The following is a 13665-nucleotide window of genomic DNA, read 5'->3' as shown; positions in this document are numbered from 1 at the left end:
GTTCATGGCGATGCGCACTGCCACGGGGTAGTTGCCGTTCAGCACGCGGGAGACGGTCGCCGGGGACACCCGGGCGCGAGCCGCCACATCCGCCAGGGTGACTGTCATCGCTTTCCTCCGAGGAGTGACGAGGGGGGACGGGGGGCGGGAGGAGACGCGGGGGAGCCCCCTCTTGTCCGGATTGCTGTCGGCAGGCTAGCGTCATCACCGATAGAAAGCGCTTGCTACGGTTGCTTGGAGGAAGTTTCGTGACACGCAGGACAGTGCGCATCGCCATGAACGGCGTCACGGGTCGCATGGGGTACCGGCAGCACCTGGTGCGCTCGATCCTCGCGATCCGCGAGCAGGGCGGCCTCGACCTCGGCGACGGGGACGTGCTGTGGCCCGAGCCCGTGCTGGTCGGCCGCCGCGCCCACGCGCTGGAGGAGCTGGCCGCCAGGCACGGCCTGACCGAGTGGTCCACCGACCTCGACGCGGTGCTCGCCGACGACAGCATCGACATCTACTTCGACGCCCAGGTCACCTCGGCCCGCGTCGAGGCGATCAAGAAGGCGATCGCGGCCGGCAAGCACATCTACACCGAGAAGCCCACCGCCACGGACGTCGAGGGCGCCCTGGAGCTGGCCCGCGTCGCCCGCGACGCCGGCATCAAGCACGGCGTCGTCCAGGACAAGATCTTCCTGCCGGGCCTGCTGAAGCTGAAGCGCCTCATCGACGGCGGCTTCTTCGGCGAGATCCTCTCCGTGCGCGGCGAGTTCGGCTACTGGGTCTTCGAGGGCGACTGGCAGGAGGCCCAGCGCCCGTCCTGGAACTACCGCGCGGAGGACGGCGGCGGCATCGTCGTCGACATGTTCCCGCACTGGGAGTACGTGCTCCACGAGCTGTTCGGCCGGGTCACCACCGTCCAGGCGCACGTCCAGACGCACATCCCGCAGCGCTGGGACGAACAGGGCAAGCCGTACGCCGCCACCGCGGACGACGCCGCGTACGGCGTCTTCCAGCTGGAGAGCGGCGCGGTCGCGCAGATCAACTCCTCCTGGGCGGTCCGCGTCAACCGCGACGAGCTCGTCGAGTTCCAGGTGGACGGCACGCACGGCTCCGCCGTCGCCGGCCTGCGCAACTGCCGCGTCCAGCACCGCTCGGCCACCCCCAAGCCGGTCTGGAACCCCGACCTCCCGGTCACCGAGTCCTTCCGCGACCAGTGGCAGGAAGTCCCCGACAACGCCGTCTTCGACAACGGCTTCAAGGCCCAGTGGGAGCTCTTCCTGCGCCACGTCGTGCTCGACGAGCCGTACGGCTGGGACCTGATGGCCGGCGCCCGCGGCGTGCAGCTCGCCGAGCTGGGCCTGAAGTCCCACGCGGAGGGCCGCCGCCTCGACGTCCCCGAGCTGTCCCTGTGACGTCCGCCCTCCCGCACGGCCGTCCCGGATCCGCCTCCGGGACGGCCGCCCGCCCGTCCCGGAACCCGGGACCTTCCTCGCGACGACCCGCCCCCCGCACCGCGCACCGGAGCTGATCCGCGTATGACCATCCACCTCCCGCAGGGCCCGTACGAGCCCCGCACCGCACCGCTCGACCTCGCCCCCGGCACCAGCCCGATCGCCTCCCGCACGGTCTTCTCGGCGGCCCACGTCGTCGCCGACCCGTACGCCGACATCAGCCCCGACTCCCCGGCGGCCGTCGACTGGGACGCCACCCTCGCCTTCCGCCGCCACCTCTGGTCGCACGGCCTGGGCGTCGCCGAGGCGATGGACACCGCCCAGCGCGGCATGGGCCTGGACTGGGCCGGCGCGGCCGAACTGATCCGCCGCTCCGCCGCCGAGGCGAAGGCGGTCGGCGGCCGCATCGCCTGCGGCGTCGGCACCGACCAGCTCACCGGCCCCGCCGGCCTCGCCGAGGTGCGCTCCGCCTACGAGGAGCAGCTCGCCCTCGTCGAGGAGAGCGGCGCCCAGGCCATCCTGATGGCCTCCCGCGCGCTCGCCGCGGCGGCGAAGGGACCCGAGGACTACCTGGAGACGTACGCGCACCTGCTGCGCCAGGCGTCCGAACCGGTCGTCCTGCACTGGCTGGGCCCGATGTTCGACCCCGCGCTGGACGGCTACTGGGGCTCCTCGGACCTCGACGCCGCCACCGACACGTTCCTGAAGGTCATCGCGGAACACCCGGACAAGGTCGACGGCATCAAGATCTCCCTGCTCGACGCGGAGCGCGAGATCGACGTCCGCCGCCGCCTCCCGGGCGGGGTGCGCTGCTACACCGGCGACGACTTCAACTACCCCGAACTGATCGCGGGCGACGACCAGGGATTCAGCCACGCCCTGCTCGGCATCTTCGACCCGCTGGGCCCGCTGGCCGCCCACGCGGTACGGGTACTGGACACCGGCGACGTCCAGGGGTTCCGGAACCTCCTCGACCCCACGGTCGAGCTGTCCCGCCACCTCTTCCGGGCACCCACCCGCTTCTACAAGACGGGCGTGGTGTTCCTCGCCTGGCTGGCCGGCCACCAGGACCACTTCACCATGGTCGGCGGCCTGCAGTCCGCCCGCTCGCTGCCGCACCTGGCGAAGGCGTACGAACTCGCGGACCGGCTGGGCCTGTTCCCCGACCCGGAACTGGCCGAGTCCCGCATGCGCGCACTTCTCACGGTCAACGGAGGCACCCGATGAGCGACGGCCGTCTCTCCATCAACCAGGAGACCATCAAGCAGTGGTCCCTGCCCGAACTGGCCGGGGGCTGCGCCGGGGCGGGCATCGACAAGGTCGGCCTGTGGCGCGGCCCCGTCCAGGAGTACGGCGTCGAGCGCGCCGCCGCCCTCCTCGCCGACCACGGGATCGCCGTCACCAGCCTCTGCCGGGGCGGCTTCTTCACCGCGCTCGACCCGGCGGAACGGGCCCGCGCCCTGGACGACAACCGCGCCGCGATCGACGAGGCGGCGGCCCTGTCCACGGACACCCTGGTCCTGGTCTCCGGCGGACTCCCGGCGGGCAGCAAGGACCTGCACGGCGCCCGCGAACGCGTCGCGGACGCCCTGGGGGAACTGGTCCCGTACGCGGCCGAACGCGGCGTGCGCCTCGCGATCGAACCGCTGCACCCGATGTTCGCCTCGGACCGCTGCGTGGTCTCCACCCTGTCCCAGGCACTGGACATCGCGGAGCGCTTCCCCGCGGACCGGGTCGGCGTGGTCGTCGACACGTACCACATCTGGTGGGACGACCAGGCGCCCGCGCAGATCGCCCGCGCGGGCGCGGGCGGGCGCATCCACTCCTTCCAGCTGGCCGACTGGATCACCCCGCTCCCGGCCGGTGTCCTGCTGGGCCGGGGCCAACTCGGTGACGGCGCGGTGGACTTCCGGGCCTTCCGCTCGCTGGTCGGGGCCACCGGCTTCGACGGCCCGATCGAGGTGGAGATCTTCAACGAGGGCCTCTGGGCCCGCGACGGCGCCGAGGTCCTCGCCGAGGTGGCCGCCCGATACGCCGAACACGCCTGCTGACAAGCCCCTCCGCCCGGCGTCGGCGTGCTGCGCGCGGCCGGGAGCTCCCGGCGAACGCGCCTGCTGACAAGCTTCTTTGCCCCCAAGGTAAAGAGATCGTCAAGGCGTGCAACCGTTCGGCACCCCGCCGAGTCGTATCTGGCGTCGGGTGCTTCCGGGGAGGGATCTGGGGGGATCGGGAAGCCCTGACGGAGGGGGAAAGCGAGGGGGGTCCGGCCGATTCGGCCGGGCCCCGTTTCGCGTTTCCGGGGGCTCCGCTCCCACGGAGGGAGCCCCCGGACCACGCCACGACGCGCGTCAGGAGTCCGAGACACTCCGGAAAGCCGCCCGGACGAGCTCCGCCGCCTCGATGTCACCGATCTGCGCGTGGGCGGTGTCGGTCCGCTTCTCGTCGGCGAGCCGGAGCAGATCCGTCGGCTCCCAGCGCAGCTCCGCCGTGAACGCCTCGTCCCGCTGCTCCGACGTGAGCCGACGCCGTCGCGGCACGGGCCCCGAACGGTCGGTCAGAGGTTGGCGGCGACGTACTTGGCGATCTCGGTCATCCGGGGTTCGTCCTCGGCGGGCACCAGATAGTCGTGCTGCCGGATGCGGGCGAGGAACTCCTCGGGAAGCTCCACGTGGTGCGTCCAGACGTAGAACCAGAGGTCTCCTCGCCAGATCCACTCCCCGTCGGAAAAGATCGAGTCGCCACCGAGCGTGGTCCTGCCGGAGCCGAGCACGTCCGTGGAGGACCCCAGAATGCTGAAGACCTCGTGCCCGCCGATCAGATACTCCGTGATCCGCTTGGCATCCTCGTACGGGTTCGGCGCGAGGAAATCCCGCACGCTTCCCCTCGGGGTTCCGAACGAGGGAGGCCAGAGTTCCTGGAAGAAGTCGGCGATCTGCATGGGGGTCCTCTGCTAGCGGGCCAGGGGGAGGAACGTTCGCCAGTATCCCCCACCGAAGATCGTCGGGGTCTGGCCGGGGCCGAGCCTGCCGCTCACGCCGACCTTGTTCGTGGGGGCCTTCACCGGGACTCCGAGTTCGTTGGCGATGGCCTGTGCGGCAGGGACGTCCAATACGCCTTTCGCCGTCGTTCCCGTGTGACACGACACCAGCCGCACAGGACCCCCGTTGTAACTCGGGTTGGCCCGGATGGCATCCGCTATGTGCGTCGGGTGGGTGTCACCGGCGGAGAAGGGCACCCCGGATTCGTTCACCCGGCCGGGCTCGAAGAAGCCCTGATCGTTTCCGTGCACGACCACGTCGTGGTGTCCCGGGAGCGGCTCGACCAGGTCGTAGTTCACCAGCGTGTTCTTGTCGTAGCCGATGGCCGTCCTCCCGTCCTGGAAGTAGACGGGATCACCGGTGTCCAGAATCAGATCGCCGGGTTGCTTGGGCGGTGCCGGAATGGTGGATTCCGGGGCGGACCGCGCCTCGTAGTCACGCCGGGTGCCCATATCGGCGTCGTCGCGCCCAGGGACATGGGGGCCGTCATCGATGCCGGACGTGGGGTGGTTGTCCGGTCCGTCGGGCGAAGGCTGGTGGCCGTCCGAATCGGGTGTGTGCGGTTCGCCCGGTCCGTCGTCCGGGAGCCGTTCCGGTTCCGAGGGGCCGTCGCCGTGCGGGGGCGTCGGTTCCTGCGGTGTGTCCCCACCGTGCCCCGACCCGTTGCCGGCCGGCTGGTCGGCAGGGCGGTTGGTCCCGCCGAAAGCGTCATCGCCCACGTGGCCGACGTTGTCCGCGGTGTGGGCGCCGACCAGGGCCGGTTCCCTGACGGGGAGGTCCGTGCGCAGGTTGTCCGGGCTGGGGGCGTCCTTGGCGTGCTGGACGACGTCGCCGTTCTTGCCGAGGAGGTTGCCGTCGCGGTCGACGTACTGGATGGGGTCGTCGGCGGCGGTGGGGAGCTTGGTGGTGCCCTCGGGCAGGACGGGGGCGTRGTCGGGGAACTTGACGGTTCCGTTGGGCAGTTCGATCCCGCCGTCGGGGACCTTGGCACCGTCGGGCAGGTGGAAGGTGCCGTCGGGCAGCATCGTCGAACCGTCCGGCAGCGTCACCGCATTGTCCGGGAGTTTGGGGATTTCGATGTTCTCGATGCCCTTGAGGCCCTTGGTGATGTCGCCGATCTTGGACAGGCCGCTTCCGGCGCCCTTGGCGATGTAGGTCATGGGGTCGATGAACTTGCCGGTCTTGCCGGCGACGGAGAGGARCTTGGCGACGGCTCCGGCCTTGCCGGCTCCGGCTGCCGCGCCGCCGGCGCCGCCGGTGAAGACGGTGGTCAGGACGTTGAAGGTGACCGCTCCGGCGGCGCGGCCGGGGTTCTTGCCCCATTCGTCCCAGGCGACCAGGGCCTTGCCGGTCTCCTTCATCGCGGTGCGTGAGTCGCGGAGCCAGGAGGGGAGTTTGTCGTCGGGCAGGGTCCAGAACAGGGCGCCTGCTCCGGGGACGGCGGAGATGACGAGGCCGGTGGCGAGCTGGGCCAGGCCCTTCCAGGCCTGTCCCATGGCTTCCCAGCCGCCGAAGCCGACCAGGGTGCCCAGGCCGGGCAGCACGGACGGCTGGGCGTCCGCGGCCCGCTCCGGCGAGCCCTCCAGCGCCCCCGCCGCGGACGCCCAGCCGTCCGTGCTGCCCCGCGGTGGCGTGGCCGCCGGTGACAGCCCCGCCCCTGCCCCCGCCGTGGCCGAGGACGGTTCGGGGAGGACGGCCCCCGCTCCGCGCGGAGGCGTCGACGCGGGCGAACGCATCGCCGGAACCCCGGGCGACAACACCACCGCGATCGCCGGTTCGGCCGCCGCCGCGCTCCTGCTCGCCGGAGCGGGCACCGTCGTGCTGCGCCGCCGCTCGGCCGCGCGGCACGACGGCTGACCCACCGCCCCCACGGCCCGGGAGGCCGACCGGTCGCCGAGACGGCCGGGGCGCCCACCGCCGTCGTCCTTGCTCCGTGGCGCCGTCCGTTGCCGGGCGGCGCCACTGCCGATCCCCGTCCAGACCTGGAGCCCCCATGCCCCGTACGCCGCTTCCGCTCCGCCGCGCCGCGTTTCCCGCGCTCGTCTGTCTCGCCCTCGTCCTCACCGGCTGCTCCTCGGGCACCGCAGACGGCAGCGGCGCGAGCACCCGCTCCGACGCCCCGGAACGGCCCGGGTCGAAGTCGGAGAAGGCCGGGTCGAAAAACACTGTGGGGGCCGGAAAGTCCGGAGGTTCCCGGTCCGCGGCGGCCGTCCCTGTCCGCATCGACATCCCCTCGCTCGGGATCGACAGCGAGCTGATGCGCCTCGGTCTCAACCCGGACGGCACCGTCGAGGTCCCGCCCGCCGAGAAGGGCATGACCGCCGGCTGGTACACGGGCGGCGCCGTTCCCGGCGAACCCGGTGCCGCCGTCGTGATCGGGCACAACGACACCCGGTTCGGGAAGGCCGTCTTCCACGACCTGAAGAAGATCGGCAAGGGCGCCGACATCGCGATCCACAACGACCGGGGCGCCGAACTCCGCTTCAGGGTCACCGGCACCGAGACCGTCAGCAAGAAGGCTTTCCCGACCGAGAAGGTCTACGGCCCCACCAAGACTCGCACCCTGCGCCTCATCACCTGCGACGGCTCCTTCGACGACCAGGGGCACCCGGTGGACAACCTGATCGTGTACGCGAACCGGAGCTGAGGAAACCCGCACTGTCCTGGTCCAGGGATCCAGGGCTCCAGGGCTCCAGGGCTCCAGGAGCGAAATGAACCATGGAGGGCCGGTGAAGCGCCGGGGCACTCAGCCGACACCTCACTCCCGCCACCGGGGGACGTCCGCAGAAAACCCACCGTGCCTTCACGGTGCTGTTCGTCCGGGCAGCGACCGCGGTACGGCGTGTTCCGCGTGCCGGCCCCGGAGAAGGCGGCGCTGTGTCGCCGGGTCCGGTGCCTGCGCGCCTCGCGGCCGGCCGGAGGATCGCCCCTGCCCACGAGGACGGACACCGCGGGCGGGCCGGCCGGGCCGTTTCGGCACCGGGGCCGCCCACGCCGCCGGGGCCTCGTGTCAGAAGAAGACCCCGCACCGCAGCAGCACGTTCGCGTACGGCCGCGCCTCCCCCGTCCGCACCACCAGCCGGGCCCCCGCCGAGAGTGCCTTGAGCCCGTCGTGGGGTACGTGGACGAGGTCCGGGAGGCGGTCGGCCAGCAGGCTCGCGGTCTCCGGGTTGGCCTCCCGCACCTCGTCCGCCGCGGTCGCGCCCTCCACCACGAGTTCGGCCAGCAGACCGTCGAGCACCTCGGCGAACGACGGGACGCCGGCCCGGAAGGCCAGGTCGACGACGCGGGGACCGGCCGGGATGGGCATGCCCACGTCGCAGATCAGCACTCCGTCACCGTGGCCCAGTTCGGCCAGGGCCCCGGCGAGGTGCCGGTTGAGGATTCCGGCCCGCTTCACGGGGCCGGGACTTCCGCCGCGGTCGGGAAGGACGCCTGCGCGCCCCGCCGGGTGACGGCCGCCGCGCCCACCCGCACGGCGAACGCGGCGGCCTCGGCGAGTTCCTCGCCCAGGCCCAGCCGCCAGGCCAGGGCCGCGGTGAACGCGTCGCCCGCCCCGGTCGTGTCCACGGCCTCGACCGCGAGGCTCGGCACGGGCACGGCATCGCCCGTGCGGCCGTCCGCGACGAGTGCTCCCGCCGCGCCCAGTGTGATCACGACCGACTTCGGGCCGAGTCCGAGCAGCGCCCGTGCCCACTCCCCCGGTGTGCTGCCCGCGGCCCCGCCCAGCATGTAGCGCGCCTCGTGCTCGTTGACCACCAGCGGGTCGCAGGCGGCCAGCACCCGGTCGGGCAGGGGGGCGGGCGGGGACGGGTTCAGCACCAGCCGGGTGCCGGGCGGCAGCGCGGCCGCCACCTCGGCGACCGTCTCCAGCGGGATCTCCAGCTGTACGGAGACGACCCGGGCGGCGGCGAGCAGGGAACCGGCCGCCCGGACGTCCTCGGGGGTGAGGCGGGCGTTGGCCCCCGGGGACACCACGATGCTGTTGTCGCCCGAGGGGTCCACGGTGATCAGCGCGACGCCGGTGGGGGCCCCGCCGACGAGCACGCCGTCGATGTCGACGCCCGCCGCCCTCTGGGACTCCAGCAGCAGGCGGCCGTGCGCGTCGTCGCCGACCCGGGCCAGCAGGGCCGTACGGGCCCCGAGGCGGGCGGCGGCGACCGCCTGGTTCCCGCCCTTGCCGCCCGGGTGGACGGCCAGGTCGGAGCCGAGCACCGTCTCGCCGGGGGCGGGGCGGCGTTCGACGCCGACGACCAGGTCGGCGTTGGCGGAGCCCACGACCAGCAGGTCGTACCGGTCGTGGTCGCTGTCGTACATGGTTCCTGCTTTCCGTGGTCGGACACTGCTCGGTGCGCGCTTCTGCCGCCCGGTCGCGACCGGTTCTCCCGGGCACGTCCGGGAGAACCGGCGTGCTCGGGAGAACCGGGCGTACTCAGGAGAAGTCGGCGACGTTCTTCCCGGTGACGACCTTGACCGGCACCTTCACCATGTCGCCGATCCTCTCGCCCTCCGCCGCCTTCACCGCGTTCTGCACGGCGATCCGGCCCAGTTCCTTCGGCTGCTGGGCCACCGACGCGTACAGCGTGCCGGCGGCGACCGCCTTCAGGCCGTCCGGGGTTCCGTCGAATCCGACGACGGACACCGACTTCCCGGCCTTGCCGCCGAGCGCCTTGACCGCGCCGAGCGCCATCTCGTCGTTCTCCGCGAAGACACCGGTGATGCCGGGGTGGGACTGGAGCAGGTTGGTCATGACGTCCAGGCCCTTCGTGCGGTCGAAGTCCGCCGGCTGCTCGGCCACGACCTTGATGCCCGGATACGCCTTCAGGCCCTCGGCGAATCCCGCGCCGCGCTCCCGGCTGGCCGAGGTGCCGGCCGTTCCCTGGAGGATGACGATGCTGCCCCGGCCGCCGAGCTTCTCTGCCAGTGCCTTGGCGGCGAGCCTGCCGCCCGCGACGTTGTCGGAGGCCACGAGCGTCGCGGTCCGGGCGTCGTTGACGCCCCGGTCGGCGGCGACCACCGGGATGTCCGCCTTGTTGGCGCCCCGGACGGCGGGGCCCGCGGCGTCCGAGTCCACCGGGTTGACGATGATCGACTTCATGCCCGAGCTCGTGAAGTTCTGGAGCTGGTTGGCCTGCTGCGAGGCGTCGTTCTGCGCGTCGGTGACGGTGAGGTCGACTCCGGCCTTCTCCGCCTCTGCCTGCGCGCCCGCCTTCATCTGTACGAAGAAGGGGTTGTTGAGCGTGGAGAGCGACATGCCGACCTTGGTGCCGCCGCCGGAGGAGCCGGAGTTGAAGTAGGACACCCCGCCCACGACGACGGCCACGCAGAGTGCGGCGACGGCGAACTTGACCGCTCCCCCGCGGCCGGATCCCGACGAGCCCGGCGCGGCGGACGAACCGCCCGGCGCTGCGGCCCGGGCACCGGCCTTGCGGCGGAGCGTGTCCAGCAGCACCGCGAGGGCGATGACGACGCCGATGACGACCTGCTGCCAGAACGCGGAGACGGAGAGGAGGTTGAGCCCGTTGCGCAGGACGGCGAGGATCAGCGCGCCGATCAGCGTTCCGGACGCCTTGCCGACACCGCCGGCGAGGCTGGCCCCGCCGATGACCACGGCGGCGATCGCGTCGAGTTCGTACCCCTGCGCGGCCTGCGGCTGCGCCGAGGTCAGCCGGGACGCCAGGACGATGCCCGCGACCGCGGCGAAGAGGCCGGACAGGGCGTAGATGGCCAGCTTCTGCCGCTTGACCCGCAGCCCGGAGAGCCGGGCCGCCTCCTCGTTGCCGCCGATCGCGTACATCGAGCGGCCGATGTAGGTGCGGGCCAGGATCAGCGCCGCGATCAGCCCCATCACGACCATCACCAGGACCGGGACGGGCAGCCAGCCGCCGAGCGTGTCGCCGAGCACGGAGACCGGTTCGGGGAAGTCGATCGGCTTGCCCTGCGAGACGACCAGGGACAGGCCGCGCGCGATCGACAGCATCGCCAGGGTCGCGATGAACGGCGGCAGCTTGCCGTACGAGACGAGCGCCCCGTTGACGAGGCCGCACGCCGCCCCGGTGGCGACGGCGAGGACGACCGCCAGCCAGACCGGCAGCCCCGCCGAGGTCGCCGTCCAGGCCAGGACCGTCGCCGAGAGCGCGGCCACCGAGCCCACGGACAGGTCGATGCCCGCCGAGACGATGACGAAGGTGACGCCGAACGCGAGGATCGCGGTGACGGCCGCCTGCACCCCGATGTTCAGCAGGTTCTGGGTGGTCAGGAAGTCGCCGGAGAGCAGCGACATCGCCACCAGCAGGACGACCAGGGCGCTCAGCGCGCCGTTGTCGAGCAGGAGCCGGCGGAACGTGTGCCCCGCGGCGCCACCGGCGCCCGTATCGCTCTTGAGCGTGTCAGTGGCCACGGGGGCTCTCCTCTTCGTTCGCAGCCGGTTCCGCTGTCGCGGTCTTCGTGGTTGTCGTGGTTGTCGTGGGGGGTGTGCCGACGGCGAGGGCCATCACCGCGTCCTGGGTCGCCACGTGCGCGGGGAGCTCCCCCGCGATCCGGCCCTGGGACATGACCAGCACCCGGTCGCTCATGCCGAGGACTTCGGGCAGGTCGCTGGAGATCATCAGTACCGCGTGGCCCGATGCCGTCAGTTCGTTGATCAGCTGGTAGATCTCGACCTTGGCACCGACGTCGATGCCTCGGGTCGGTTCGTCGAGGATCAGCACCCTGGTGTCGGCGAGCAGCCACTTGCCGATCACGACCTTCTGCTGGTTGCCGCCGGAGAGCGTGCGGACGTGCTGGCCGAGGCCCGCCATCCGTACGCCGAGCTGTTCGGCGATCCGGGCGGCGGCCGCGCGCTGCCCCTTGAGGTCCACCAGGCCGGAGCGGCTCGCGGAGCGCAGGGTGACCAGGCCCAGGTTCTCCTGCACCGAGGCGTCGAGCACCAGGCCCTGCCCCTTGCGGTCCTCGGGCACGAGGCCGATTCCGGCGTCCATCGCCGCGGTGACGTCGTGCCCGGCCAGCCGCTCGCCGAGCACCTCGACGGTGCCGCGGTCGTAGGGGTCGGCGCCGAAGACGGCGCGGGCGACCTCGGTGCGTCCGGCGCCGACGAGACCGGCGAGACCGACCACCTCCCCGGCCCGCACGTCGAAGTCGACGTCGTGGAACACGCCGTCGCGGGTCAGGCCGCGCACGGACAGCAGCGGGTCCCCGGTCCCGGGGCGTTCGCGGGGGTACTGCTGGTCGATGCTGCGTCCCACCATCAGCTGCACGAGCTCCGCCTCGGGCGTCGACGCGGGCACCTGGTCGATGCTCCGCCCGTCGCGCAGCACCGTGACCCGGTCGCCGAGCGCCGCGATCTCCTCCAGGTGGTGGGTGATGAAGACGACGCCGACGCCGTCCGCACGCAACTGCCGGACGATCCGGAAGAGCTTGTCGACCTCCTCCGAGGTGAGGACCGCGGTCGGCTCGTCCATGATCAGGACGCGTGCGTCCAGGCTGAGCGCCTTGGCGATCTCCACCATCTGGAGCCGGGCGATGCCCAGTTCGCGGATCCTGGCCCTCGGCGACACGTGCAGGCCGACGCGGCGCAGGAGCACCTCGGCGTCCGCCTCCATGCGGCGCCGGTCGATCAGCCCGAAGCGGCGCGGCTGCCGGCCGAGGAAGATGTTCTCGGCGACCGTGAGATCCGGTACCAGGTTGAACTCCTGGTAGATCGTGGCGATTCCGAGCCGTTCGGCGTCCTGCGCGCCGTTGATCCTGACCTCGCGCCCTCGGACGAAGATCCGGCCGCCGTCCGGGCGGTGGGCGCCGGAGAGCATCTTGATGAGCGTGCTCTTGCCCGCCCCGTTCTCGCCGAGCAGGACGTGCACCTCGCCGCCGCGCAGGTCGAAGTCCACACCGTCCAGGGCGACCACGCCGGGGAAGGCCTTGCGTACGCCCTCGATGCGCAGCAACTCGTCCGGATTGCTCACAGGTTGCTCCTCTGGTCCGGGGCGGGTTCACCGCAGGAACGACGTACGACGAGACGGGCGGGAAGGGTGACGGACTGCGGGGACCGGCCGTCGACGATGTCGACCAGCGCGCGGACGGCGGCGCGGCCGAGGTCGCCCGTCGGCTGGGCGATCGCCGTGATCGGCGGGTCGGTGTGGACGAACCACGGGATGTCGTCGAACGCGGCGAGCCCGATGTCCTGCGGGACGCGCAGGCCGGCCGCCCGGATGGCGTCCAGTGCGCCGAGCGCCATCAGGTTGTCGGCGGCGAAGACGATCTCGGGCGGTTCGGGGAGCGCCAGGAAGCCCTCGGTGACGCGTCGGCCGCTGTCCGCCTGGAAGTCGCCCTGGCCGATGTAGGCGTCGGGCAGGGTGAGTTCGTACGCGTGCAGCGCCTCGCGGAAGGCCTCGACGCGCTCGGCGCCGGTGGTGGTGGCCGCGGGGCCCGCGATGATGGCGAGCCTGCGGTGGCCCAGCGCGTGCAGATGGGCCACCAGGTCCCGGATCGCGCCCCGGCCGTCGGCGCGTACGACGGGGACGTCGACGGCGGGCATCCACCGGTCCACGAAGACCATCGGGGTACCGCCGCGCGCCACGTCCGCCATCAGCGCGGAGTCGCCGTCCGCGGGAGAGACGAGCAGTCCGTCGATCCTCCGGTCGAGGAGCGTACGGACATGGTGGTCCTGGAGCCCCGGCTGCTCGTCGGCGTTGCCGATGATGACGCTGTAGCCGAGGGCCCGGGCCTCCTCCTCGACGAAGCGGGCCAGTTCGGTGAAGTACGGGTTGAGCACATCGCTGATGACCAGGCCGAGCGTGCGCGTCTGGTCGGTGCGCAGCGAGCGGGCGACGGCGTTGGGCCGGTAGCCGAGGGCGTCGACGGCGGCGAGGACCCGGGTCTTCGCATCCGGGCTGACGGAGGGATGACTGTTCAGTACGCGGGAGACCGTGGCGACAGAGACTCCCGCCCGAGCCGCAACATCCTTGATGCTCGTCATGTCCGGACCACCTCCTTGTGGTTTCCGTGAGCCTCGAAACCAGTGGAACGGAGCCATGGAATCGATTACACGCATGATTGGAAACGATTACACGACCGAAATCAAGACCCCCTCCACTCCCCGGGGCCGGATTGTGACGAGCGCGACGCGGGCCGGGGCACCCCGGATCCGTGCACCTCACGACCCCGCCGACACCCCGGACCCCGCACCTCCCTCC

The 13665-nt window shown here is 72.1% G+C and carries 14 protein-coding genes; 5 read left to right on the top strand and 9 right to left on the bottom strand.

The annotated features are described in order from the left end of the window. Positions 1-108, bottom strand: a 108-nt coding sequence (locus tag EAO76_RS10370; RefSeq protein ID WP_148835684.1) for a LacI family DNA-binding transcriptional regulator, incomplete at its 3' end; no start/stop codon positions are given. A 140-nt stretch (positions 109-248) separates the two neighbouring features. On the opposite strand from EAO76_RS10370, the gene EAO76_RS10365 reads away from it, so the two are divergent. The 3 genes from EAO76_RS10365 (at position 249) to EAO76_RS10355 (ending at position 3490) form a co-directional block, all read left to right on the top strand. After that, a complete protein-coding gene (locus EAO76_RS10365) occupies positions 249-1400 on the top strand; it encodes a Gfo/Idh/MocA family protein (RefSeq protein WP_148835492.1) in 1152 nt (383 codons plus the stop codon). Between the two features lie 123 nt (positions 1401-1523). After that, a complete protein-coding gene (locus tag EAO76_RS10360; protein ID WP_148835491.1) occupies positions 1524-2666 on the top strand; it encodes a dihydrodipicolinate synthase family protein in 1143 nt (380 codons plus the stop codon). After that, positions 2663-3490 (top strand): sugar phosphate isomerase/epimerase, encoded by an 828-nt coding sequence (locus EAO76_RS10355; protein WP_148835490.1) that lies wholly within the window; start codon positions 2663-2665, stop codon positions 3488-3490. The genes EAO76_RS10360 and EAO76_RS10355 overlap by 4 nt, the downstream gene beginning before the upstream one ends. Positions 3491-3787: 297 nt before the next feature. Here the strand turns inward: EAO76_RS10355 and EAO76_RS10350 are convergent, their stop codons facing one another. From EAO76_RS10350 to EAO76_RS47530, 3 genes are read right to left on the bottom strand one after another with little or no spacing between them, the layout of a single operon-like run. Further along, positions 3788-3976, bottom strand: coding sequence for a hypothetical protein (locus EAO76_RS10350; protein WP_148835489.1), 189 nt, complete (start codon positions 3974-3976; stop codon positions 3788-3790). Between the two features lie 17 nt (positions 3977-3993). Next, positions 3994-4377, bottom strand: coding sequence for a hypothetical protein (locus EAO76_RS10345; protein ID WP_148835488.1), 384 nt, complete (start codon positions 4375-4377; stop codon positions 3994-3996). Between the two features lie 12 nt (positions 4378-4389). Further along, positions 4390-5973 (bottom strand): hypothetical protein, encoded by a 1584-nt coding sequence (locus EAO76_RS47530; RefSeq protein WP_399461803.1) that lies wholly within the window; start codon positions 5971-5973, stop codon positions 4390-4392. On the opposite strand from EAO76_RS47530, the gene EAO76_RS10330 reads away from it, so the two are divergent. Both EAO76_RS10330 and EAO76_RS10325 read left to right on the top strand, forming a co-directional pair. Beyond that, positions 5972-6334, top strand: coding sequence for a hypothetical protein (locus EAO76_RS10330; protein ID WP_187438550.1), 363 nt, complete (start codon positions 5972-5974; stop codon positions 6332-6334). The genes EAO76_RS47530 and EAO76_RS10330 overlap by 2 nt on opposite strands. Positions 6335-6470: 136 nt before the next feature. Further along, positions 6471-7124, top strand: coding sequence for a class F sortase (locus tag EAO76_RS10325; RefSeq protein WP_148835487.1), 654 nt, complete (start codon positions 6471-6473; stop codon positions 7122-7124). Positions 7125-7487: 363 nt separating this feature from the next. Here EAO76_RS10325 and rbsD read toward each other — a convergent pair whose 3' ends face one another. The 5 genes from rbsD to EAO76_RS10300 all read right to left on the bottom strand — a co-directional run bounded on the left by rbsD (position 7488) and on the right by EAO76_RS10300 (position 13448). Further along, positions 7488-7877 carry a D-ribose pyranase gene (rbsD, locus tag EAO76_RS10320; RefSeq protein WP_148835486.1) on the bottom strand — a complete coding sequence of 130 codons (390 nt, stop codon included), beginning with the start codon at positions 7875-7877 and terminating at the stop codon, positions 7488-7490. Continuing rightward, entirely contained in the window at positions 7874-8794 is a 921-nt protein-coding gene (locus tag EAO76_RS10315; RefSeq protein WP_148835485.1) for a ribokinase, read from the bottom strand. The genes rbsD and EAO76_RS10315 overlap by 4 nt, the downstream gene beginning before the upstream one ends. A 115-nt stretch (positions 8795-8909) precedes the next feature. Continuing rightward, on the bottom strand, positions 8910-10877 hold the full coding sequence (locus EAO76_RS10310; RefSeq protein ID WP_148835483.1) for a substrate-binding domain-containing protein: 1968 nt from the start codon (positions 10875-10877) through the stop codon (positions 8910-8912). After that, positions 10867-12435, bottom strand: a complete 1569-nt coding sequence (locus EAO76_RS10305; RefSeq protein ID WP_148835481.1) for a sugar ABC transporter ATP-binding protein — start codon at positions 12433-12435, stop codon at positions 10867-10869. The genes EAO76_RS10310 and EAO76_RS10305 overlap by 11 nt, the downstream gene beginning before the upstream one ends. After that, positions 12432-13448, bottom strand: coding sequence for a LacI family DNA-binding transcriptional regulator (locus tag EAO76_RS10300; RefSeq protein WP_148835479.1), 1017 nt, complete (start codon positions 13446-13448; stop codon positions 12432-12434). The genes EAO76_RS10305 and EAO76_RS10300 overlap by 4 nt, the downstream gene beginning before the upstream one ends. Between the last annotated feature and the right edge of the window lie 217 nt (positions 13449-13665).

It is taken from the genome of Streptomyces sp. sk2.1, assembly GCF_008120935.1.
Classification (GTDB): Bacteria; Actinomycetota; Actinomycetes; order Streptomycetales; family Streptomycetaceae; genus Streptomyces.
The sequence above is the reverse complement of the archived record's forward strand: the minus strand, read 5'-3'. Positions and strand labels throughout refer to the sequence as shown.